Origin of the sequence: Nocardia asteroides (assembly GCA_019930625.1) — a bacterium.
Lineage (GTDB): Bacteria > Actinomycetota > Actinomycetes > Mycobacteriales > Mycobacteriaceae > Nocardia > Nocardia sputi.
Genome location: CP082844.1, coordinates 3,864,604 through 3,887,771, shown reverse-complemented (window position 1 = coordinate 3,887,771; position 23,168 = coordinate 3,864,604). Strand labels below are relative to the sequence as shown.

Genomic DNA, 23,168 nt, shown 5'->3' with positions numbered 1-23,168 from the left:
GAGTGATTCCCAGTGTCATGGTGCGCCGTTAGAATCCGGGCATGGCTCGACGACGGTACGTGGCACGCGGTGTGCCGGGCGGGTACCGCGTATGGGACAACAGGGCTCGCCGTTGGTGGGGTGAGGTGTATGAGTTGTGCCCTGATGAGCTGGTGGCCGAGCTGAACAATTCTCACCGCCCCGACCGGATCACTGAACTGACCAGGCAGGCGCGGGCCCGCAAGCGTTGAATGCTGTTCGCCGGAGCTGGTAGGTCGCCGACGTCGTGAGCCGTTGCGCGGTTCGGTCGCGCAGCGCACCGAGCAGCTATCGGGTTCCGTCGTCGCCTCGCGGGTATCGCTGTTGTGAAAGTGATTGTCAGGTAGTGGATTTGAGAAGTTGGGCGAGGGCGTCGTAAGTCAAGGTTGTGAGCAATGACATCGACACCCTCGCCACTGCACTCTATGTCACTACCGACGACTGGTTGAAGCTTCGCTCGGATCTGGCTCCCCGGCGTCCGGCGATCGGATTCGCGCCCCGGTTGACCGACGCCGAACTGGTGACGTTGGCGGTAATGCAGGCGCTGCTCGGGTTCACCTCCGAGGCCCGCTGGCTGCGGTATGCCCGCACGCGTCTGCGGCACCTGTTTCCGTACCTGCCGAAACAACCCGGCTACAACAAGCGGCTACGCAACGCCACCGCCATGCTCGTCACGGTGATCCGAGTCTTGGCCTCCGACACCAGTCTGTGGTCCGACGACGTATGGGTGGTCGATTCCACACCGGTCGAATGCGGCCGCTCCCGCGAGACCGTCAAACGATCCGACCTGGCCGTATGGGCCGAGTACGGGTACTGCGCCTCGCATTCGCGCTATTTCTGGGGCCTGCGCCTGCACCTGGTCGCCACCCTCGGCGGGCTGCCGATCGGATTCGCCCTGACCGGCGCCAAAGCCGACGAACGCGAGACGCTGATGGGCATCTTGCACGCCGACCCCACACTGCTCGTGCAGCGGCCGGGACAAACCCCGATCTGCGACAAGAACTACTTCAGGGCCAGGTTCGAGTCCGAGCTTGCCGATGCCGGGCTGCACCTGTTGCGTCCAGCGCGCAAAGGCGAACCCGAACGCCCAGGAAGTGCCCTGTTCAGGCCGCTGCGCCAAACCGTTGAGTCGATCAACCAAACTCTCAAAGCCCAACTGGACCTGGAACGCCATGGCGGGCGCACCCCAGCTGGAGTCATCGCCCGCATCCTGCAACGCATCCTCGCGCTCACCGCCGCGATCTGGCACAACGACATCACCGGCGCACCGATCCACCACTCGCTGACCACCTACGATCACTGACCTCTCCCACAGGGGGAACCGCAAAGCCGGTCCCCCTTGGAATCACTCATCTAGACGGCTTCTTCTGGCCCAGGCGTATGGCTCGTCGTCGGCCTCGTCGTTGGGATGGGACGAGGCGCCCGGCGCGTGCCATGCGGTCGGCCGGCTGCGTCAGGCGCGAGGGTGGGCCTGGTCGTGCACCTTCTTGAGGCGGTCGATGGAGACGTGTGTGTAGAGCTGGGTGGTGGCCATACTGGCGTGGCCGAGGAGTTCCTGGACCACACGCAGATCCGCTCCCCCCTCGAGGAGGTGCGTCGCGGCGGTGTGCCGCAAACCGTGCGGACCCATGTCCGGTGCACCGGGGATGGCTGAGACCACCTCGTGCACAACGGTTCTGGCCTGACGCTGATCGAGGCGTCTGCCGCGGCGACCGAGCAGCAGCGCTCGACCGGATTCCGCGGTGGCGAAGGCCGGGCGCCCGTAGCGCAGCCAGTTGCCGACCGCCTCGTCGGCGGGCGCGCCGAACGGCGCCGAGCGCTCCTTGTTGCCCTTGCCGAGCACACGCACCACGCGCCGTTCGCGGTCCACGTCCTCGATATCCAGCCCGCACAACTCGCTGACCCGGATGCCGGTGGCGTACAGCAATTCCACGATCGTCCGATCGCGCAGTGCCATCGGATCACGCTGGGCAGCGCCGGATTCCGCCGCATCCATGGCGCCCAGCGCCTGTTGGCGACCGAGCACGGCGGGAAGGACGCGATGGGCCTTCGGCGAACCCAAGCGCAGTCCCGGATCGGCGGGCAACCGGCCGGTCGCGGTAAGCCAGGCGGTGAACGTGCGCGCCGAGGACGCCCGCCGGGCCAGGGTCGTTCGCGCCGCGCCCACCGCCGCTTGCCGTGCCAGCCACGACCGCAGCAACAACAGGTCCAGCTCGCGGATCGCCGAATCGGCCGACCGCGAGTACAGATGCTCCAGCAGCGATCGCGCATCCCCCAAGTAGGCGCGCACAGTGTGCTCCGAGCGGTTGCGCCCGAGGCGCAGATGCCTGCCGTACTCCACCAGCAGCGCTTCCAGATCTTCGGGCAGCTCCTCCATCCTTCTACCGTCCCGACCCGCGCCCCCGATGGCAAGCCCCCGCGCCGGACGCGCTCATGCGCGGTGAGCCCCTCGCCGCCAACCGCTTTCGTCGCCGACCACCAGATCCGCCAATTCGAGGGCAGACAGCGCCGCACAAACCACCGGAAGGGGCAACGCGCACTGTCTGGACAGCTCCAGCGGCAACCGCGAACCGACCCGTGGGAGCGCGGCGAAAATCAGCGCCTCGTCGCCGGTCAGCCGACTTTCCGGATCGGCGGCCGCCGCCGCTGCGGGAAGCGACAGCCGTAACGGCCCCGCCTCGTCGACGACTTCCTCGGCCCGGGTCACCAGGAGAGCTTCGCCGTCGCGGATCATGCGATGGCAGCCCACCGAAGCGGCCGAGGTCACCGGGCCCGGCACGGCCAGGGCGGGACGGCCCATGCGGCGGGCCCATTTGACGGTGTTACGCGCGCCGCTGCGCAACCCTGCCTCGACGACGAGCACACCGTCGGCAAGGGCGGCGATCAAGCGATTCCGCGCGAGGAATCGGTATTTCTGCGCGGTCACCCCAGGCGGATATTCGCTGACCACCAAGCCGGATTCGGCTATGTCGACCAGCAAGCGCTCGTGCTGCACCGGATAAGGCCGGTCGATGCCGCAGGCCAGCACGGCGATCGTGAGGCCGTGCACCGCCAGCGCCGCCCGGTGCGCCATGCCGTCGACCCCGAACGCCGCCCCGGACACGATGGTCCACCCCTGCGCGGCCAGGTCGCCCGCGATCTCCCCCGTGACTCGATTGCCGTACCCGGTACTGCACCGCGCCCCGACCACCGCCACCGCGCGTTCGCTGGCCTCCAGCAGCGAGCGTGGGCCGCGCACCCACAGCACGAGCGGTACGGCGCCGTCGCGGTCCCGGCCCGGCTCGAGCTGCGCGAGGCCCAGCATGCGCCAGGCGGGCCATTCCGGGTCGTCCGGTGTCACCACGCGCCCGCCGATCCGCTCGATGGTCTCGATATCCCGCTCCGCGACATCACTATGGCGCCGCTGCGCCGTCGGCCCGCGCAGCGCTTCGGGCAGCGCGCACTCCCGCACGGCACGCGCGGCTTCGACCACCCCGACCGACTCGATGAGGGCCGACAGCGGCGCACACGGCCCCTGCACCACCCTCGACAGGTAGACCCACGCCAGCCGCCGGGCGTCGAGTTCGCCGGACGGCGACCCGGAATCCGACGCCGGCGCGTCGACCACCCCAGCCGCCTCCGCCGCCGTGCCTTCGGTCGGCATCGTCGTGCTCATTGCGCACCCCGCTGACGAAAATTCAACGCGGCCAGTACGTCCTGCGCTGCGGGCAGTTCGCCGCCGCGCAGATCGCAGATGGTCCACGCGACCCGGATGGCCCGGTCCGCGCCGCGCGCGGACATGCGACCGAGACGCAGAGCGGCCTCGACCGGAGCGAGCGATTCGCGTGGTAACCGGAACCGCTGGCGCAAGATGTGACCGGGCACTTCGGCATTGGTGAGCCACCCGTACTCGCGCCAGCGCTCGGCCGCGGCGCGCCGCGCGATGGCGACCCGGCCGCGGACGACTTCGCTGCTCTCGGCCTCGTCGGTGCTGAATGCGGCACCGGACTGCCCGTGCATCCGCACCCAGATGTCGATCCGATCCATCAGCGGCCCGGACAGCTTGCCCAGGTAGCGCCGGCGAGCCAGCGGCGCGCAGATGCAGTCGACATCGCGAGCCGGGGCGCACGGGCACGGGTTCGCCGCCAGCACGAGCTGAAAACGGGCCGGGTAGCGCGCGACACCGTCGCGGCGGGCGATGCGCACTTCCCCTTCCTCCAACGGCGTCCGCATCGCCTCCAGCACCTTCGTGCCGAGTTCGGCGCATTCATCGAGAAACAGCACGCCGCGGTGGGCCCGGCTGACCGCGCCCGGCCGGGCGGTCCCCGAACCGCCGCCGATCATCGCGGTCACCGAGGTCGAGTGATGCGGGGCGACGAACGGTGGCGCGGTGATCAACGGGTGGTCACCGGCGAGCGTGCCCGCCATGGAGTGGATCGCGGTCACCTCCAGCGCCTCGATCTCCGTGAGCGGTGGCAGGAGACTCGGAAGCCGTTGCGCCAGCATCGTCTTACCGATGCCGGGCGGCCCGGTGAGCAGCAGATGGTGCCCGCCCGCCGCGGCCACCTCCAATGCCCAGCGAGCTTCGTCCTGCCCCACCACCTCGCTCAGATCGCCGCTCTGCCGCACGGCGTCCGGCAGATCGCCGTCCGGCTCGTCGAGCGTGCCTTCGCCGCGCAGCCAGGCAACGACACCGCGCAGGCTGCGTGCCCCGAAGACCTCGATCCCCTCGACCAGCCCGGCCTCGGCCATGGTCACCGCGGGCACCACGACGGTCGACCAGCCCGCGTTGCGCGCCGCGAGCACGGCGGGCAGGACGCCACGCACCCGCCGCACTCGCCCGTCGAGCGCGAGTTCACCGAGCAGTACCGTCTTCGCGAGCCGCTCGGAGGGGACCGAGCCCGACGCGTCCAGCACCGCGACCGCCAGCGCCAGGTCGTAGACGCTGCCCAGCTTCGGCAAGGTCGCGGGCGACAGCGCGAGAACCACCCGGCCGTCGGGCCACTTCTCCCCCGAGTTCGCCACCGCGGAGCGGACCCGATCACGCGATTCCTGCAACGCGGTATCGGGTAGCCCGACCAGGTGAACGGAGGGCAGGCCCTGCCCGATATCCGCCTCGATCTCGACGAGCAGACCGTCGACACCGGTGACCGCGACCGAATGCGCCCGCCCGAGAGCCATCAGAACACCGCCTCGAGATGATCGATGACCGGTGCGCGACCGTGCGCAACCAGCACCGACACCACATCGAACCGGATGCGGCGCCACGGCCCGTCCTGCTCGGCCAGCCACAGCAGGGCCAGCCGCCGGATCCGCTGCTGCTTGGCGAAGGTGACCGACTCGGCGGGCATGCCGTACCCGAGACCGGAACGCGTCTTGACCTCCACGAACGCGGTCACGTCCCCGTCCAGGACGATCAGATCCAGCTCGCCGTATCGGCAACGCCAGTTCCTGGCGACGATCTCCATCCCCGCGGCGCACAGAAACTTCGCCGCCAGTTCCTCCCCGCGCGCCCCGAGCGCCTGTTTGTCAGTCACTCGGCCAGCGTGCGCCGGGACCGCGTCAGGTCAGCGCCGCCGACCTGGGAAAACAGAAAACCTGTTGATAACCGAGTCGCTGTGGAGAACTCCGCGGCCACTCACTCCGGCAGCCGCAGATCCGGCTTCTCCAGCTCCTCGATGTTGACGTCCTTGAAGGTGATGACCCGCACGTGCTTGACGAAGCGAGCCGGGCGGTACATGTCCCACACCCACGCATCGCTCATCCGCACCTCGAAATACACCTCGCCGTCCGCGTTCTGCGGCCGCAGCTCCACGGAATTGGCCAGGTAGAAGCGGCGCTCGGTCTCCACCACGTACGAAAACTGACCGACGATGTCCTTGTACTCGCGATACAGCGAGAGCTCCATCTCGGTTTCGTACTTCTCGAGGTCCTCGGCACTCATCGGGTGGGACGTCCTCCTTCTCGCCGCATCGCGTCGTGTGATGACATCATCGCGCATGCGCTGCGTCGGTAGCCACTCGGCCAGCCGTACGCTCATTCGGAAACTGCTCGGACAGCGCTTCGTCCAGTCCGCCCGCGAGCACCGCGTCCGCGTCGTCGGCCACCGCCGCGACCGGCCGCAGTCCCGCCGCTTCGCGCACGTTGCGCCAGGAGCGCCGGTGCTCACTGCTGGGACCGAGACGTCGCAACGCGGCGGTGTGCTCGGGCGTGTTGTAGCCCTTGTGGGCGGCGAAGCCGTAGCCGGGGAACCGCTGGTCCAACTCGACCATGATCCGGTCCCTGGTGACCTTAGCCAGGATGCTGGCCGCCGCGATGCACGCCGCCGCACCGTCGCCGCCGATCACCGGCAGCGAGGGCACCGGGATGCCGGGCACCCGGAAACCGTCGGTCAGCACGTAGCCGGGCGTCCGGCCGAGCCCGGCCACGGCGCGGCGCATTCCTTCGATATTGGCGACATGGATGCCGATCGAGTCGATCTCCCAGGCCGGGATGATCACGACCTGATAGGCCAGCGCCAGACGGACGATCACCGGATACAGCTCTTCGCGAGTGGCCTCGGTGAGCTTCTTGGAGTCGTCGAGGCCTGCCAGCTTGTCGTACGCCTTCGGGGCCAGCAGACACGCCGCGACCACGAGCGGTCCCGCGCAGGGACCGCGGCCCGCCTCGTCGACGCCGGCGACCGGCCCCAAGCCACTGCGGATCAATGCCGCCTCGAGCGTGCGCAGCCCTGCGGCCCTGCGCATCACCACGCGCGGCGGCCAACCGTTACCCACCGGCACTCGACCTTGCCCCACCCTCCGATTATCCTGCGCCCCGACCGATCAGTTCTTCTGGGGATTCTCCGAACTCACCGGTCCGATCCGGCCGGGCGGCCAGATCTTGAACACCGCCTTGCCGCGGATGTTGTCCACGGGGATGGTGCCCTGCAGCTCGTCGTTGATATGGGCGCGGGAGTCGGCGGACTGGTTGCGGTTGTCGCCCATCACCCACAAGTGCCCCTCGGGCACCTTCACGGGCTTGAACTCGCGTCCGCCACCGGCGCCATACGGCTGGCCCGGCACGTACGGGGCGAGGTAGCGGGCGTAGGGCTCGTCCAGCGGCTTGCCGTCCACGATGACCCGGCCCTGCGGATCGCAGCACTCCACGGTCTGACCGCCGACCGCGATCACTCGCTTCACCAAGTCGTTCTCGTCCGGCGGCACCAGGCCGAAGAACGAGAAGAAGTTCTGCACGCCGCGGATGGCGGGGTTGTCCGAGCGGATCGACTTGTAGTGGGTGTTCCACGAGGGCGGGCCGACGAACACGACCACGTCGCCCGGTTGCGGATCACCCCAGTAGTAGGTCAGCTTCTGCACGTAGATGCGGTCGCCGGTGCATCCGGCGCACCCGTGCAACGTGGTTTCCATCGACTCCGACGGAATCACGTACGGCCGTCCGACGAAGGTGACCATCAGCGCGGCGATCACCGCCGCGATCACGATGAGGATCGGCAATTCCTGCCAGAACGGCCGCTGCTTCTTCTGCGACCGCCGCTTTGCGCGACCCGACCGCCTACCCTCGTCGCCCGATTCGGACACCGACACCGACCCACTTTCGTCTGCCACGCCGAACAGATTAGCCCGGCAGCGAAACCGAGGTCCGATGCCGGGCTGAGGAAGATCTGTTGAGCCGAAGAGCTAGCTCAGCGCTTTTCCTTGATCTTGGCGGCCTTGCCGCGCAGGTCGCGCAGGTAGTACAGCTTGGCGCGGCGGACATCACCGCGGGTCACGACATCGATGTGGTCGATGTTCGGGCTGTGCACCGGGAAGGTGCGCTCCACGCCGACACCGAACGACACCTTGCGGACCGTGAAGGTCTCGCGGATGCCACCGCCCTGGCGGCGGATCACGACGCCCTTGAAGACCTGGATGCGCTCCTTCGAGCCTTCGATGACCTTCACGTGCACGTTCAGCGTGTCGCCCGGCCGGAAGTCGGGGACGTCGCTGCGCAGCGACTTTTCGTCGACGAAGTCAAGGGTGTTCATTTTCATCCTTCTGGTTCGCGCGAACAGAGGACCCTGGCGGCACTGTGCGTGCTCGGCCGGTTCATGCTCCGATTAAGGGGGTGCGCCGGGTCGACAACCACCCAGGGCAACCTGAGCATTGTGCCAGATCGGCGCGCCGCGGAAGAAATCGGCCCGCAGCGGCGGCGCGTCGGTGCTCCCTTCACGGTACGCCCGGCACGGTGCACGGCCACGGCGAACCGCGGGCGGCCCTTCTCAGTGGTTCTGTTCGCCGGAGATCGCGTCCTGGGCGGGCGGGGGGCCAGGAGTATGCAGCGGACCGTGATCGGGGTGCCAGAGCGAATGGTGCCGGTGCGGAGCGGGCGGAGCGGGCACCACCGTGCGGGTGAGTTCCGCTTCCGCCGCCGTGCGGACGTGCTCGACGTCCGGTTTCCCCGCGACCAGATCCTGGACGAAGATCTTGGCTCGGATCACCGGGCGGCGATATCGCCGTTCCCGGACGATGGCGCGGTACATCAGGCGCCTGCGGTCGGCGTAACGCCAGCGCGCCCAAGGCGCGCCGGGACGACTCAGCCGCAGCGCGCCGACGAACAGCAGCGGCAGGAAGAACATGCCGAACAGGCCGGTCCAGATCTTTCCTTTGGCGATCACGATCGCGGCGAGCCCGAGGTTGACCACGGCGAACACGACGACGAACAGGCGGACCTCGATGCTCGGATCGCGCCGGAAGTCGTTGATGTCCAGCATCCACAGCGGATGGAAGCCGAGCAGCAGCAATCCCGTCACCGCGAGCGCGACGAACACCGCGTCCACCGACGTGCGGCCCTGTTCCTCCCAGTACACGTCGCGCAAGTAGAAGATCAGCGCGAATTCGTCCAGGACCAGCGCGGCGCCCACGCCGAAGACGGCCGCGAGGACGCTTGCCGTGGTCGTGTCGGCGCTCTGGTATTCGGTGACCATGCCGATGCCCGAGGCGAGCACGAGGATCACGCCGAACACCATGTGGTGGATGTGGGTGTCACCGGCCCGCAGGTTGCCCGGCCACCAGCGCACCCGTGCGCGGATCATGCGGACGCTGAGGCGGATGAACAGGAATCCGACGATGAAGCCGAGCAGGAAGCACAGCAACGGCAGCCGCCCTTGGGCGATCACGTCCTCTTGGAGCCACCGTCGCATGCCGCTACTCCCTCCCGCGCACCGGACTACTGACCGAAGCCCGCCCTGCGCAACGCGTCCGCCATGGCGCCGCTCGGTGCGGGGGCGTTGCGGCGCTGGTTGCCGCCGCGCCCCTGCGCTTGACCACGGCCCTGGCCCTGCTGCTTGTTCTGACCGCTCTGCCGCTGCCGCGGCTCGCCTCCGCCTGGTCGGCCGCCCTGGCCGCGCTGCCGGTTGTCGCCGCCCTTCGCGGGCGTGCCGGGCTCGTCGTCCAGGCGCAGGGTCAGCCCGATGCGCTGGCGCGCCACGTCCACCTCGAGCACCTTCACCTTGACCACGTCGCCGGACTTGACCACGTCGCGCGGGTCCTTGACGAAATTGTGCGACATGGCCGAGACGTGCACCAAGCCGTCCTGATGCACGCCCACGTCGACGAACGCGCCGAATGCCGCCACGTTCGTCACCACGCCCTCGAGCACCATGCCCGGTTTCAGGTCGGCGACCTTCTCCACGCCCGCGGCGAACTCGGCGGTCTTGAACTCCGGCCGTGGGTCGCGGCCCGGCTTCTCGAGCTCGGCGATGATGTCGGTGACGGTCGGGACACCGAAGCGCTCGTCGGTGAAGTCCCCGGCGCGCAGCGAGCGCAGCACCGTGGTGTTGCCGATGACCTCCGCGACGGGGCGGCCGGTCGATTCGAGGATGCGCCGGACCACCGGATACGCCTCCGGGTGCACCGCGGAGGTGTCCAGCGGATCGTCGCCGCCGCGGATGCGCAGGAAGCCCGCGCACTGCTCGAACGCCTTCGGCCCCAGGCGCGGGACGTCCAGCAGCGCGGTCCTGCTGCGGAAGGGCCCGTTCTGGTCCCGGTGCGCCACGATGCTCTCCGCCGCCGAGCCCGCGATGCCGGAGACCCGGGACAGCAGCGGCACGGAAGCCGTGTTCACGTCGACGCCGACCGCGTTCACCGCGTCCTCGACCACCGCGCCGAGCGAGCGGGCCAGCAGCGATTCGGACACGTCGTGCTGGTACTGGCCGACGCCGATGGACTTCGGGTCGATCTTCACCAGCTCGGCCAGCGGGTCCTGCAGCCGCCGCGCGATCGACACCGCGCCGCGCAGCGACACGTCCAGGTCGGGAAGTTCCTGCGAGGCGTAGGCCGAGGCGGAGTATACCGAAGCGCCCGCTTCCGACACCACGATCTTGGTGGGCTTGTTCTCCGGGATGCGCGAGATCAGCTCGGCGGCAAGGGCATCGGTCTCGCGCGAGGCGGTGCCGTTGCCGATGGCGATGAGTTCCACGCCGAACCGGGCGACCAGCGCGCCGAGCACCGCCAGCGACTTCTCGGTCTGGCCCTGCGGTTTGTGCGGGTAGATCACTTCGGTGGCGACCACCTTGCCGGTGGCGTCGACCACCGCGACCTTCACGCCGGTGCGGTAGCCGGGGTCCAGGCCCATGGTCGTGCGGGTGCCCGCGGGTGCGGCGAGCAGCAGATCGCGCAGATTCGTGGCGAATACGTCTACCGCGTCCTTCTCCGCCGCCTGCCGCAGGCGCATCCTGGTGTCGATGCCGAGGCTGACCTGCAGCTTGGTCCGCCAAGCCCAGCGCACGGTGTCCAGCAGCCAGGAATCGGCCCGGCGGCCCCGGTCGGCGATGCCGAAGCGGGCGGCGATGCGGCCCTCGTAGATCGTGCGCTCGCCCGGCTGCGGCTCCTCGGTGTCCGGCTCGAGGTGCAGGGTGAGCACCTCTTCCTTCTCCCCGCGCAGCAGAGCGAGGATGCGGTGGGAGGGCAGCTTGTCGAACGGCTCGCTGAACTCGAAGTAGTCGGCGAACTTCGCGCCCGCCTCCTCCTTGCCCGGGCGCACGGTCGAGGTGACCTGCCCGCGGTTCCACATCAGTTCGCGCAGCTCGCCGACCAGGTCGGCGTCCTCGGCGAAACGCTCGACCAGGATGGCGCGAGCGCCGTCGAGCTGCTCGGCGGTGTACTGCGCCGGATCGGTGTTCGGGTCCTGGATCAGGGCGTCGGCCACCGGCTCGTGCCCTGCCTCGCGGGCGATCTGCGCCTTCGTGCGCCGCTTCGGCTTGTACGGCAGGTAGATGTCCTCGAGGCGGGCCTTGGTCTCGGCGAGCAGGAGCTGCTGGTGCAGGGCGGCGTCGAGTTTGCCCTGGGCGCGGATCGATTCGACGATCGCGGCGCGGCGCTCGTCGAGTTCCCGCAGGTAGTGCAGACGTTCGTCGAGCAGGCGCAGCTGCGCGTCGTCCAGCCCGCCGGTGACCTCCTTGCGGTACCGGGCGATGAACGGCACCGTCGAACCCGCGTCGAGCAGCTCGACGGCGGCGCGTACCTGGGTCTCGCGCACCGCAAGTTCCTCGGCGATGCGACGGTTCACGCTGGCTGGGCCCGCGGTGTCGGAGCGCGGCACGGCGGGGTTGGACTCTGCACTGGCAGTCTCGGGCGCTGTCGTCACGTCGGAGACACTACCGTCGCCGCCTGACAGGCGATCCACACCCAGGTGAACCTCCCCGCATCAGTCCTCGCCCGGTCCCAGCAGTCGCCGGGACTGCTCCCGCATCTCGGCCTTGCGGATCTTGCCGGTGACCGTCATCGGGAATTCCTCGACCACGTGCACGTAACGAGGAATCTTGAAGTGCGCCAGCTTGCCGGTGGCGAACTCGCGCACGGCCGCGGCGTCCAACGGCGTTGCGCCCTCGCGTATCCGGACCCAGGCCATCAACTCCTCGCCGTACTTCGCATCCGGCACGCCGATCACCTGTGCGTCCAGGATGTCGGGATGGGTGTAGAGGAATTCCTCGATCTCGCGCGGGTAGATGTTCTCGCCGCCGCGGATGACCATGTCCTTGATCCGGCCGGTGATGGCCAGGTACCCCGCGTCGTCCATCACGCCGATGTCGCCGGTGTGCATCCAGCGGGCGGCGTCGACGACCTCGACGGTCTTGTCCGGATCGTCCCAGTATCCGAGCATCACCGAGTAGCCACGGGTGCACAGCTCGCCGGGTACGCCGCGTGGCACGGTGAGACCCGTTGCGGGATCGATGATCTTGACTTCCAGATGCGGCCCGACCCGGCCGACCGTTGCGGTGCGCCGGTCGAGGTCGTCGTCGCGACGGGTCTGGGTGCTGACCGGGGATGTCTCCGTCATGCCATAGCAGATGCAGACCTCGCGCATGCCCATCCGGTCGATCACCCGCTTCATCACCTCGACCGGGCACGGCGAGCCCGCCATGATCCCGGTGCGCAGCGTGGACAGATCCGCGGCGGCCGTGTCGAGTTCGGCGAGCATGTCGATGAACATCGTCGGCACGCCGTAGAGGGAGGTGCAGCGCTCGGCCTCGACCGCCGCAAGCGTGGCCTTCGGATCGAACGACGGCGCTGGGATCACGATGGCCGCACCGTGGCTGGTGCTCGCCAGGTTCCCCATCACCATGCCGAAGCAGTGGTAGAACGGCACGGGGACGCAGATCCGGTCTCGCTCGGTGTATCCGCACAGCTCACCGACGAAGTAGCCGTTGTTCAAGATATTGTGGTGGCTGAGCGTGGCGCCCTTCGGGAATCCCGTTGTTCCGGAGGTGTATTGGATGTTGATCGGGTCGTCGGCCGACAACTGCGCGCCCAGCGTGGCGAGCCGGTCGGCGTCGATCTCGGTGCGCGTCAGCGCTTCCCACCCGGGTGTGCCGAGCACGAGCACCTGCGCCAGTGCCGGGCAGTTGGGCCGGACCTGCTCGATCATCGCGACGTAGTCCGAAGACTTGAACCGCTCGGCGGCGACCAGCATCCGCACACCCGCTCGGCGCAGCACGTACTCCAGTTCGCCGGTGCGATAGGCGGGGTTGAGGTTGACCAGGATCGCGCCGATCTTCGCCGTGGCGTACTGCACGAGCAGCCATTCCGCGCAGTTCGGCGCCCAGATGCCGACCCGGTCTCCCTTGGCGATGCCCTGGCCTGCGAGTCCACAGGCCAGCGCGTCGACCGCGGCGCCGAGTTCGCGATAGGTCCAGCGCCGGCCGGTCGGGCGGTCCACCAGCGCTTCCCGATCCGGGAACGCCGCCACCGCGCGATCGAGATTACCGCCGATGGTGTCGCCGAGCAGCGGGACATCGGACACGCCGGAGGCGTAGCTGGGCAGGAGCATCGTCACCGGGCACCGCCCTGCCGCAGCACGAACCGCTGCACCTTGCCACTGGGCGTCTTCGGCAGGCTCGGCACGAAATGAACCTTGCGCGGGTAGGCGTGCGCGGCGAACTTCTTCTTCACCAGGCTCTGCAATTCGGCTTCCAACGCGGGACCGCCCGTGGCACCGTCGCGCAGCACGACGAACGCTTCGAGCACTTCGCCGCGCAGCTCGTCCGGCATGCCGACCACGGCCGCCTCCGCGACCTGCTCGTGCAGCACCAGCACGCTCTCCACCTCGAACGGGCCGATGCGGTAGCCCGCCATGATGATCACGTCGTCGTCGCGGGCGGAGAAACGGAAGCAGCCGTCCGCGTCCTGAGAGCCCGCGTCGCCGGTCAGGTACCAGCGGCCGTCGGCGGTGTAACGCTGTGCGGTGCGTTCCGGCGCGTCGAGGTAGCCGAGGAACCACAGCAACGGGCTGCCTTCGGTGTCGATCGCGACCCGGCCCAGTTCTCCTGCCGGAGCCACGGTGTCGGCGTCGTCGGCGAGCACGGCGCAACTCCATCCCGGCAACGCGCGGCCCATGGATCCCGCGGGAGTCTCGGTGGCGAGGTCCTCGTGCCAGGCGTTGCAGATGACCATGCCGTGCTCGGTCTGGCCGTAGTGGTCGCGCACGGCGACACCCAGGTACTCCACGGACCAAGCGACGACCTCGGGTGTCAGCGGCTCCCCCGCCGACGACGCGCGCCGCAACCGGGAGTGCACCGGCGGCGTGGCGCCATCGGCACGCAGCGCGCGATAGACCGTCGGTGCGGCGGCGAAGTTCGTGACGCCGAAGGTCTCCAGCACCTGCCAGGTCAGCGCGGCGGAGAAGCCCGCGTGCAGCAGGATGCTGCGGATGCCGGTGGCCAGCGGGGCAAGGATGGCGTAGTAGAGGCCGTAGGCCCAGCCCGGATCGGCCGCGTTCCAGAAGACGTCGTCGGGCCGGACGTCCAGCGCGAATTCCTGGTACGCGTGGAAGGAGGCAAGCGCGCGCAGCGGAATCGGGACACCCTTGGGCGTGCCGGTGGTGCCGCTGGTGAACAACTGGACGAGCAGTCCGTCGCCGCCCACCGCGACCGGGCGAGCGTGCGGGTGGGTGGCCGAGTGGGTGCCGAGCAATTCGTCCATCCGCAGCGTCCCCTCGGGAGCCGCACCCCCGGCGACGATCAATCGCCAGGACGGGTTCGCGGGCAGATCCGGGCCGGGCGCCAGTTTCGGCGCCTGGTCGGCGTCGGCGATGACGACCGAAGCCCGGCTCGCCTCCAGCCGCAGGGCGATGGCGGGCGGCGCGAACGCGGTGAAGAGGGGAACGTGCACCGCCCCGCGGCGCCAGATGCCGAGCAGCGCGACCACGAGGTCCGCCGATTTCGCCATCAGCGTGGCGACCCGGTGGCCGGGTTCGACGCCGAGTCCGGCGAGCGCGGCGGCGAAGCGGGCGGAACGTTCGCGCAGTTCGCCGTAGGTGAGGTCGGTCGAGGACAAGTCGGCCTCGACAATGGTGAAGGCGACCCGGTCGGCCGGGTGCCGATCGCACAGCAGGTCCGCCGCCGATGCGTCACCGCTGTCGTAACAGTCCAGCAGTTCGCGCACCCGCCGATTCAGATCGGTGCCCATCTTCGTTCTCCTCGTTCTGTGATCCAGCGCAACCCGGGTGTGCAATAGGATGTGGGTCACACCCCGCTGCCCACTACCCCCGAAAAGGGGTGAGTCTCGTGACCCACACCGCTCTGCTGCGTCCGCGCGACGGCGACGCTCTGCGTGCCGAGATCCGGTGGGTGGCCGGCACAGCGGGCGTGCCGGTGGCGTTCGGTGGCGAAGTGCACGGCGACGCGCTGCTGCTGTCGGAATTCGTCGGCACGCTGACCAACGGCCTGCGCGGCCTGGCCGTCGTGCGGACGTCAGGACTTGGTGGCCGGGTGATGGATTCCGGACGTCCCGCCGCGGTCACCGACTATCGCCGCGCCTCCTCGATCACCCATGACTACGACGGGCCGGTCTCCGGCGAGGGCATCCGTTCCGTGCTCGCCGTCCCCGTGGTGGTGGACCGCCGTTCCCGCGCCGTCCTCTACGCCGCGACCCGTGGCGCGAGCCCGCTGGGTGATCGCACAGCGGATCTCGTCGTCCAGGCCGGGCGCCGCCTGGCCACCGAGATCGCCGTTCGCGACGAGGTCGACCGCCGCCTGCGCATGCTGGAACTGGCCACACCGGCGACCGAGACCGCACCGGCTGTCAGCGAGGAACTGCGCGACATCCACGCCGAACTCCGAGGCATGGCGCGCTCCGCCGAAGACGACCGGTTGCGTGGACGCCTGCATGCTGTGTGCGAACGACTGACCCGGGTCCTGGTCGGCGAGCCGCACCCCGACAGCCCGAAATTGTCCCGCCGCGAATTGGACGTCCTCTCCCAGGTCGCCCTCGGCTGTACCAATCAAGAAGCGGCGCAACGCCTCTCACTCGGCGCGGAGACCGTGAAGAGCTACCTCCGCAACGCGATGGTCAAGCTCGACGCCCACTCCCGGCACGAAGCGGTGGTGGCGGCCCGCCGCCACGGGCTGCTGCCGTGAGGACGAAGTAGCCGCCGACCGGGTGACCGTCAGGGCTGACCCGGCATGGCCTCGAGCGCGGAGCGGTCCCCGCCTATCGCCCGGGGCCGTCGGCTGCGTCCTGCCCCGCGAGCAGGTCGGGGCGGCGTTCACGGGTCCGGGCGAGGGATTGCTCGCGCCGCCAGGCTGCCACCTTGGCGTGGTCGCCGGACAGCAGGATCGGCGGGACGTCCAGGCCGCGCCAGGAGACCGGGCGGGTGTAGCTGGGACCTTCCAGCAGACCGTCGGAGAACGAATCCTCCTGATGGGACTGCTGATTGCCGAGCACGCCGGGCAGCAGCCGGACCACGGCCTCGGCCATCACCAGCACCGCCGCCTCGCCGCCGATCAACACGTAGTCGCCGATGCTGACCTCCTCCACCCGCACTCGGCGGGCGGCGTCGTCGAAGACGCGCTGATCGATGCCCTCGTAGCGGCCGCAGGCGAAGACGAGATGTTCTTCCGCGGCCCAGCGGTGCGCGGTGGCCTGGGTGAACGGCACGCCCGCCGGGGTGGGGACCACGAGCAGCGCGTCATCGGGGCAGACCTCGTCGAGCGCGTCGCCCCACACGGTCGGCTTCATGACCATGCCCGGCCCCCCGCCGTAGGGCGCGTCGTCGACGGACTTGTGCACGTCGTGGGTCCAGCGACGCAGGTCGTGCACGGTGAGAGAGATCAGTCCCCGGTCGATCGCCTTACCGAGCAGTGCCGTGCGCAGCGGCTCCAGATACTCCGGGAAGATCGTGACGACGTCGAGTTTCATCCGTGTCTCCTGTCGCCGGGCCGCACCGCGCCGGCCGGGCGCGCGCCACGCGCACGAGTCTTCGACCGCCTCATTCCGGGTCGAGCAGACCCTCGGGCGGATCGATCACGATCACGCCGTCGGCGAGCGACACCGTGGGCACGATGGCGGTGACGAACGGGATCAGGATCTCTCGCCCGTCCTCGGCGGCGCGCACCTCGAGCAGTTCCCCCGCCGCGGAATGCAACACTTCGCGCACCGACCCGACCACGGTGCCGTCCGTGAGCCGGACCTCCAGCCCCTCGAGCTCGTGGTCGTAGAACTCGTCCGGGTCCTCGGAAGGCGGAAGGTCCGCGCTGTCGACCACGAAGAGCATGCCGCGCAGCGCGTCGGCCGCGGCGCGGTCGCTCACACCGGCCAGGAACACCAGAAGCCGGCCCGAGTGTTCCCGGACCGACTCCACGGTGAAGTCGCGAAGCTCCGCCGCTCGCGGCAGCCTGCCGCGCAACGTGACGCCCGGCGCGAAGCGCGCCTCGGGCTCGTCGGTGCGTACTTCGACGACGAGTTCGCCGCGCACGCCGTGCGACTTGGCGACCCGTCCGACGACGAGTTCCATCTACTGGTCGGTGTCGACCACGTCGACCCGGATCCCCCGGCCGCCGATGCCGGCGACCAGGGTGCGCAGCGCGGTCGCGGTGCGTCCGCCGCGGCCGATCACCTTGCCCAGGTCATCGGGATGTACATGCACCTCGACGGTGCGTCCGCGGCGACCGGTGATCAGCTCGACCCGGACGTCCTCCGGATTGGCGACGATGCCGCGCACCAAGTGCTCGACGGCATCGGCGACGACGGCGCTCACTGATCCATCACCTCGAGACGCGACTCACCCGTCGTCGGGGCCGACCGATGTACGGCTCCGGACGGGTACCCCGTGGACGGGTAACGTCGACTCATTACTCGGCGGCCTCGGCGGACTCGGCCTCTTCGGCGTCCTTCTTGGCCTTCTTCTTGGGGGTGACCGCCTCGGCGACCGGCTCGTTGTCGGCGGCGGCCAGCGCGGCGTTGAACAGGTCCAGCTTCGACGGCTTGGCCGGCTTGACCTTCAGGGTGCCTTCGGCGCCCTCGATGCCCTTGAACTTCTGCCAGTCACCGGTGATCTTCAGCAGCTGGAGGACCGGCTCGGTCGGCTGCGCGCCGACGCCGAGCCAGTACTGCACCCGCTCGGAGTCGATCTGGATGAGCGAGGGCTCTTCCTTCGGGTGGTACTTGCCGATGGACTCGATGGCCCGGCCGTCCCGGCGGGTGCGCGCGTCCGCGACGACGACGCGGTACTGCGGGTTGCGGATCTTGCCCAGGCGGGTGAGCTTGATGCGAACAGCCACTGCTGATCTGCCTTTCGTTGGTTGGTCACGACGCAATTCGGCGACCCGCATGGTCTGCGAGCCCGGTTTTGCGCTTTGGAGTGTGTGACCGCCGCGCGGTACGGAACCGGAGACGGGCTGACACTTGTCCGGAAGGACGGTGGTCCATTGTGCCAGACCCGGCGATCACGCCGGAAATCGCGTCCCGTGTTCACGAAACGGCGTCCGCCCGTCATTACCAGGCATGAGGCTCGTCCGACGCAACCGCGGGCGGCCCGCGCGCATCACTGCGAGTGAACTCGGGCAGGAGGCCGCCGTCGAGTATGTGGCGCCGGCGTGTTCCGCGTGCTGCGCCTGATGGCCTCGGGCCTCGTCCGCGCCCTCGACTGGGGTCGGCGGACGACCCGCAGCGGTGCGATTACGCCGCAGCGGTGGCGGTGAGCGCGCGAGTGGGCACCCACGGGCCGCCCCACCACATCCGCCACCCCACGCCGCGTAGCGTGACAGCCGTCGCGCCGTCGGCCACCAGGACGGCGCGGTATTCGCGCGTCCTGCCGATATCGACGATGACCAGTTTGCCGCCGGGGCGCAGCACACGGCACGCCTCCCGCACCGCCTTCGCACGGCCCTCGGCGGTCCTGATGGTGTGAATCGCCAAGCTGGAGACGACGACGTCGAACGCGCCGTCCGGAAACGGCATGCGGGTCATGTCGCCGGTGCGCAACTCGACCCGGTGTGCGACGTTCTCGACGAGGGCGTTCTGCTCGGCGGTGGTCGGGGTGTTGCCGCAGTGGTCGGCCGAGCACCACAGATCCAGGCCCACCGCGCGCCCGGCAGGCAGGCGGCGCGCGGCCGCGAGCAGCACCGCGCCGCGGCCGCACCCCATGTCGAGTAGTCGTTCGTCGCCGCGCAGGGCGAGGTCATCGAGCAGACCGGCCCATACCCGGAACTTGCCCCGGCGGGTCGTGTGCAGGAACAACCCGAACTGCGCGGCCAGCACCACACCGATCAGCAGGAGCAGCAGACTCGGACGGACCTGCTGGAACAGTGCCACCACCAGAGCGGCGGCGAGATATCCGACCGCGAGAACTCCGAGCAACAGCAGCACCGACGGCGCGTCGATCCCGTACGACGCTCGCCACGGAGGGGCTATCATCGGCCGATTGTATCCAGCGCCAACGGCATTCGCGCCGGGTTCGCGCTCGTCAGCGCACCAGCGGAGCAAGAGTGCGCCCGGCGAGTTCGACAGCGCCCGGCTCGTGCCCGTTGAACACCATGTTGATGACGAGGCCGTCGACGCCCTGGTCGAGAACACGGGTCCGCAGCTGTTCGGCAACCTCGTCCGGCGTGCCGACGAACTGGCGATCGGCCGGGCTCTGCGCGCGCTCGGAGTCCGACATCGCCGACAGATCGATTCCCATGCGGCCGAGGTAGTCCCGCTGCTGCTTGCGCACCAGATCACCGTCGGAGTCCATCATCACGAAGCACAGGTAGCTGGTCTCCAGGGTCTGCGGATCCCGGCCGACCTCGGCACAGCGCGCATGCAGCGCTTCGATCTTGCGCGGCAGCTCGGAGGCGTTGCAGATGATGTTGAGGTGGTCGGCGAAGCGGGCGGCCAAGCCGAAGGTCTTCTTCTCGCCGCTGCCGCCGAGCAGGATGGGGAGGTCGTCGCGCACGCGCGGTTCGTTCATGGCGTTCTCCGCCTGGTACCACTCGCCGTGGAAGGTGGGGCGCTCACCGCGCAGCATCGGCTGAATGATCCCCAACGCCTCCTCGAGCCGCTGGAAGCGTTCGGTGAACGTGCCGAACTCGTATCCGTAGGAACGGTGCTCGAGCTCGAACCAGCCCGCGCCGATGCCCAGCACCGCGCGGCCGCCGCTGACCACGTCCAGCGTCGTGACGGTCTTGGCGAGCATGGCCGGGTTGCGGTAGGTGTTGCCGGTCACCAACGCCGACAACTGGATTCGTTCCGTTGCCGTGGCCAAGCCGCCGAGCGCGGTGTACGCCTCGAGCATCGGCTCGTCTGGCGTGCCGATGCCGGGCAGCTGATAGAAGTGGTCCATGACGAAGGCCGTGTCGAAACCGGCGGCTTCGGCCTCTCGGGCCTGCGCGACTACCGTGGGGAACAGCTCGCGCACCGACTTGCCGTAGCTGAAGTTGGGCATCTGATATCCGAGGCGAATTGTCACAGAATCCGACCTTACGCCGTATCGGGAAACGCACGAGACAACCGCGGTGACGAGTCAGCGATGGCTGGTGACCGGACCGCGCCGGTCGTACACGCGCCCGCGCAGGACGACGGCGTACGGCGTGGTGAGCGTGTCCGGGTGGATGCGGGGATCCTCCTGGTAGACGACGAAATCCGCCGGTGCGCCGGGTTCGATGCCGGGCCGTGCGAGCCAGTCGCGGGCGTTCCAGGAGGCCGCGCCGAGCGCGTCGTGCCGGGACAGGCCCGCGGCGGCCAGCGCGGCGATCTCGTCGGCGATTCGCCCGTGACGGATGAAGCCGCCCGCGTCGGTGCCCGCGAAGATCGGCACGCCCGCCTCGTGCGCGGCGGCGACCGTGCCGCGCACCCGCCGGTGCAGATCGCGCATGTGCGCGGCGTAGACGGGGAATTTGCCCGCGCTGTCGGCGATATCGGGGAAGGTGTCGATGTTGACCAGGGTGGGGACCAAGGCGGTGCCGTGCTCGACCATCATCTCGATGGTCTCGTCGGTGAGGCCGGTGCCGTGCTCCAGGCAGTCGATACCGGCATTGATCAAGCCGGGCAGCGCGTCCTCGCCGAACACGTGAGCGGTGACGCGGGCGCCGTTGACATGCGCGGCGTCGATGGCCTCCTTCAGGATCGCATCGCTCCACAGGGGGCGCAGGTCGCCCACGGAGCGGTCGATCCAGTCGCCGACGATCTTCACCCAGCCGTCGCCGAGGCGGGCCTGCTCGGCGACGATCTCCGGTAGGTCGCGCTCGTCGTCGAGCTCGATGCCCAGCTCGCGGATGTAGCGCTTCGGCCGGGCGATGTGGCGGCCCGCGCGGATGATGCGCGGCAGCTCCTCGTGGTCGTCGATGAAGCGGGTGTCGATCGGCGAGCCCGCGTCACGCAACAGCAGCGCACCGGCCGAGCGTTCGGTCTCGGCTTGCGCGACGGCTCCGGCGCGGTCCTCGTGACCGCCGCCGTAGCGGATACCGACGTGGCAGTGCGCGTCCACCAGACCCGGCACGATCCACCCTGTGCCGCACAGGGTTTCGGCTCCGGGCATGGGCTCGAAGGACACCAGGCCGTCGCGCACCCAGAAGTCGCGCACCTCGTCTTCGGGGAGAACAACACCTCGCAGATGCACAGCGACCTCCTGGGCCTCGTAGCTGCCTCCAACCTACTGGCCGACGCCCAAGGCGGTCATCCGCGCACGAAGCGGCTACGGGACGGTTACGTCCTCCGATCGGACCGCTCCGCCGCGCCCGCTTGCGGGCGCGCCCGAACCAGGGAATGCAACGAGCAGCTCTGGCGTGCGGAACGGAGGTGCGCTGTCCTACTTCTTCGGGAACTTCAGCTTCGACAAATCGAAGCCGTCCAAGCCTGGCGGCAGCTGATCCAGGCCGGCGGGCATGTTCGACAGGTCGGGCATTCCGGCGGGCATTCCGGGCATACCGCCCATCCCCGGGAAACCGCCGCGTACCTTCGGCGGGGTCGGGCCGCGACCCTTCTTGCCCTTCTTGCCCTTCTTCGCGTTGCCGCGGCGGGAGCCGGGCAGCCCCATCTGGCGGCCCATCATCGCCATCATCTTCTTGGCCTCGAAGAAGCGGTCCACGAGCTGGTTGACCTCGGAGACCTGGACGCCGGAACCGTTGGCGATGCGCAGGCGGCGAGAAGCGTTGATGATCTTCGGGTTCTCCCGTTCGGCCGGCGTCATGCCGCGGATGATCGCCTGCACCCGATCGAGCTGCTTGTCGTCGACCTGCGCGAGCACGTCCTTCATCTGACCGGCGCCGGGCAGCATGCCGAGCAGGTTGCCGATCGGGCCCATCTTGCGGATGGCCAGCATCTGGTCCAGGAAGTCCTCGAGCGTGAGTTCGCCGCTGCCGATCTTGCGTGCGGCCTCCTCGGCCTGCTTGGCGTCGTAGACCTGCTCGGCCTGCTCGATCAGGGTGAGTACGTCACCCATGCCGAGGATGCGGCTGGCCATGCGGTCCGGATGGAAGACGTCGAAGTCCTCGAGCTTCTCACCGGTCGAGGCGTACAGGATCGGGACGCCGGTGACCTCGCGGACACTCAGCGCCGCGCCACCGCGGGCGTCGCCGTCGAGCTTGGTGAGCACCACGCCGGTGAAGCCGACGCCGTCGCGGAACGCCTCGGCGGTGTTGACCGCGTCCTGACCGATCATCGCGTCGAGCACGAACAGGGTCTCGTCCGGTTGCACGGCGTCGCGGATGCCCGCGGCCTGCCGCATGAGCTCCTCATCGATACCGAGGCGGCCCGCGGTGTCGACGATGACCACGTCGTACTGCCTCTGCCGCGCCTCCTCGACACCACCGCGCGCCACGTTCACCGGATCGGCGGCCGAGATGCCCAGCGGATTCTCGCCACCGCCGACGGACGTGCCGGGGTGCGGAGCGTAGACGGGCACGCCCGCGCGCTCACCGACGACTTGCAGCTGGGTGACGGCGCCGGGACGCTGCAGGTCGCACGCCACCAGCAGCGGCTGATGGCCCTGCGATTTCAGCAATCGCGCCAGCTTGCCCGCGAGCGTGGTCTTACCGGAACCCTGCAGACCGGCCAGCATGACCACCGTCGGCGGGTTCTTGGCCAGGTTCAGCCGCCTGGTCTCGCCACCGAGGATGCCGACGAGCTCCTCGTTGACGATCTTCACGACCTGCTGGGCCGGGTTCAGCGCCGCGGAGACCTCCGCGCCCTTGGCGCGCTCCTTGATCCGCCCGATGAAACCGCGGACCACGGGCAGCGCGACGTCGGCCTCGAGCAGTGCGAGGCGGATCTCGCGGCAGGTGGCGTCGATGTCGGCCGGTGACAGACGCCCCTTACCGCGCAGATCCTTGAGGGCACCGGTAAGCCGGTCGGACAGGGATTCGAACACCGATCGCGCTCCTGATCTCGGGGGACGTCACATTCTCTCCCAGGGTAATGGGCTCACCCGCGTGTTCG

Annotated in this window: 22 protein-coding genes and 1 pseudogene; 3 read left to right on the top strand and 20 right to left on the bottom strand. The window is 69.2% G+C overall.

Annotation, left to right across the window (positions count from 1 at the left end):
* Nucleotides 1–41: 41 nt before the first annotated feature.
* Entirely contained in the window at nucleotides 42–230 is a 189-nt protein-coding gene (locus K8O92_17790) for a hypothetical protein (GenBank protein UAK29853.1), read from the top strand.
* Between the two features lie 176 nt (nucleotides 231–406).
* Entirely contained in the window at nucleotides 407–1,321 is a 915-nt protein-coding gene (locus K8O92_17785) for an IS982 family transposase (protein ID UAK29852.1), read from the top strand.
* Between the two features lie 150 nt (nucleotides 1,322–1,471).
* Here the strand turns inward: K8O92_17785 and K8O92_17780 are convergent, their stop codons facing one another.
* From K8O92_17780 to K8O92_17725, 12 genes and pseudogenes are all read right to left on the bottom strand, one after another.
* A complete protein-coding gene (locus K8O92_17780) occupies nucleotides 1,472–2,395 on the bottom strand; it encodes a tyrosine recombinase XerC (GenBank protein UAK29851.1) in 924 nt (307 codons plus the stop codon).
* Between the two features lie 54 nt (nucleotides 2,396–2,449).
* Complete coding sequence (dprA, locus tag K8O92_17775; protein ID UAK35766.1) at nucleotides 2,450–3,661, bottom strand: DNA-processing protein DprA; 1,212 nt, start codon at nucleotides 3,659–3,661, stop codon at nucleotides 2,450–2,452.
* Between the two features lie 8 nt (nucleotides 3,662–3,669).
* Nucleotides 3,670–5,178 carry a YifB family Mg chelatase-like AAA ATPase gene (locus K8O92_17770; protein ID UAK29850.1) on the bottom strand — a complete coding sequence of 503 codons (1,509 nt, stop codon included), beginning with the start codon at nucleotides 5,176–5,178 and terminating at the stop codon, nucleotides 3,670–3,672.
* A complete protein-coding gene (locus K8O92_17765; GenBank protein UAK29849.1) occupies nucleotides 5,178–5,534 on the bottom strand; it encodes a YraN family protein in 357 nt (118 codons plus the stop codon). Before K8O92_17765 ends, K8O92_17770 begins: the two co-directional genes overlap by 1 nt.
* A gap of 101 nt (nucleotides 5,535–5,635) precedes the next feature.
* Complete coding sequence (locus K8O92_17760) at nucleotides 5,636–5,941, bottom strand: DUF2469 domain-containing protein (GenBank protein UAK29848.1); 306 nt, start codon at nucleotides 5,939–5,941, stop codon at nucleotides 5,636–5,638.
* A gap of 46 nt (nucleotides 5,942–5,987) precedes the next feature.
* Nucleotides 5,988–6,773 (bottom strand): ribonuclease HII, encoded by a 786-nt coding sequence (locus K8O92_17755; GenBank protein ID UAK35765.1) that lies wholly within the window; start codon nucleotides 6,771–6,773, stop codon nucleotides 5,988–5,990.
* A gap of 48 nt (nucleotides 6,774–6,821) precedes the next feature.
* Complete coding sequence (gene lepB / locus K8O92_17750) at nucleotides 6,822–7,583, bottom strand: signal peptidase I (GenBank protein UAK35764.1); 762 nt, start codon at nucleotides 7,581–7,583, stop codon at nucleotides 6,822–6,824.
* 98 nt (nucleotides 7,584–7,681) lie between these two features.
* On the bottom strand, nucleotides 7,682–8,023 hold the full coding sequence (gene rplS / locus K8O92_17745) for a 50S ribosomal protein L19 (GenBank protein ID UAK29847.1): 342 nt from the start codon (nucleotides 8,021–8,023) through the stop codon (nucleotides 7,682–7,684).
* 321 nt (nucleotides 8,024–8,344) lie between these two features.
* A pseudogene (locus K8O92_17740) lies at nucleotides 8,345–9,178 on the bottom strand (hypothetical protein).
* 26 nt (nucleotides 9,179–9,204) lie between these two features.
* Nucleotides 9,205–11,577, bottom strand: coding sequence for an RNA-binding transcriptional accessory protein (locus K8O92_17735; protein UAK35763.1), 2,373 nt, complete (start codon nucleotides 11,575–11,577; stop codon nucleotides 9,205–9,207).
* Between the two features lie 105 nt (nucleotides 11,578–11,682).
* On the bottom strand, nucleotides 11,683–13,305 hold the full coding sequence (locus tag K8O92_17730; protein ID UAK35762.1) for an AMP-binding protein: 1,623 nt from the start codon (nucleotides 13,303–13,305) through the stop codon (nucleotides 11,683–11,685).
* A 2-nt stretch (nucleotides 13,306–13,307) separates the two neighbouring features.
* Nucleotides 13,308–14,942, bottom strand: coding sequence for an AMP-binding protein (locus K8O92_17725; protein UAK29846.1), 1,635 nt, complete (start codon nucleotides 14,940–14,942; stop codon nucleotides 13,308–13,310).
* On the opposite strand from K8O92_17725, the gene K8O92_17720 reads away from it, so the two are divergent.
* On the top strand, nucleotides 14,879–15,892 hold the full coding sequence (locus tag K8O92_17720; GenBank protein ID UAK29845.1) for a LuxR C-terminal-related transcriptional regulator: 1,014 nt from the start codon (nucleotides 14,879–14,881) through the stop codon (nucleotides 15,890–15,892). The genes K8O92_17725 and K8O92_17720 overlap by 64 nt on opposite strands.
* Nucleotides 15,893–15,965: 73 nt before the next feature.
* Here the strand turns inward: K8O92_17720 and trmD are convergent, their stop codons facing one another.
* From trmD to ffh, 8 genes are all read right to left on the bottom strand, one after another.
* Entirely contained in the window at nucleotides 15,966–16,673 is a 708-nt protein-coding gene (gene trmD / locus K8O92_17715; protein ID UAK29844.1) for a tRNA (guanosine(37)-N1)-methyltransferase TrmD, read from the bottom strand.
* Nucleotides 16,674–16,743: 70 nt separating this feature from the next.
* Nucleotides 16,744–17,268 carry a ribosome maturation factor RimM gene (gene rimM / locus K8O92_17710; GenBank protein UAK29843.1) on the bottom strand — a complete coding sequence of 175 codons (525 nt, stop codon included), beginning with the start codon at nucleotides 17,266–17,268 and terminating at the stop codon, nucleotides 16,744–16,746.
* Complete coding sequence (locus tag K8O92_17705; protein ID UAK29842.1) at nucleotides 17,269–17,511, bottom strand: RNA-binding protein; 243 nt, start codon at nucleotides 17,509–17,511, stop codon at nucleotides 17,269–17,271.
* 94 nt (nucleotides 17,512–17,605) lie between these two features.
* On the bottom strand, nucleotides 17,606–18,034 hold the full coding sequence (rpsP, locus tag K8O92_17700; protein UAK29841.1) for a 30S ribosomal protein S16: 429 nt from the start codon (nucleotides 18,032–18,034) through the stop codon (nucleotides 17,606–17,608).
* Between the two features lie 397 nt (nucleotides 18,035–18,431).
* Nucleotides 18,432–19,169: a class I SAM-dependent methyltransferase gene (locus K8O92_17695; protein ID UAK29840.1), complete on the bottom strand. Its 738-nt coding sequence runs from the start codon at nucleotides 19,167–19,169 to the stop codon at nucleotides 18,432–18,434.
* 49 nt (nucleotides 19,170–19,218) lie between these two features.
* Entirely contained in the window at nucleotides 19,219–20,202 is a 984-nt protein-coding gene (locus tag K8O92_17690; protein ID UAK29839.1) for an LLM class F420-dependent oxidoreductase, read from the bottom strand.
* 54 nt (nucleotides 20,203–20,256) lie between these two features.
* The gene (locus K8O92_17685; GenBank protein UAK29838.1) at nucleotides 20,257–21,351 is read right to left on the bottom strand and encodes an amidohydrolase family protein; all 1,095 of its coding nucleotides are present in this window, start codon (nucleotides 21,349–21,351) and stop codon (nucleotides 20,257–20,259) included.
* Nucleotides 21,352–21,540: 189 nt separating this feature from the next.
* Complete coding sequence (ffh, locus tag K8O92_17680; protein ID UAK29837.1) at nucleotides 21,541–23,100, bottom strand: signal recognition particle protein; 1,560 nt, start codon at nucleotides 23,098–23,100, stop codon at nucleotides 21,541–21,543.
* Nucleotides 23,101–23,168: the final 68 nt, after the last annotated feature.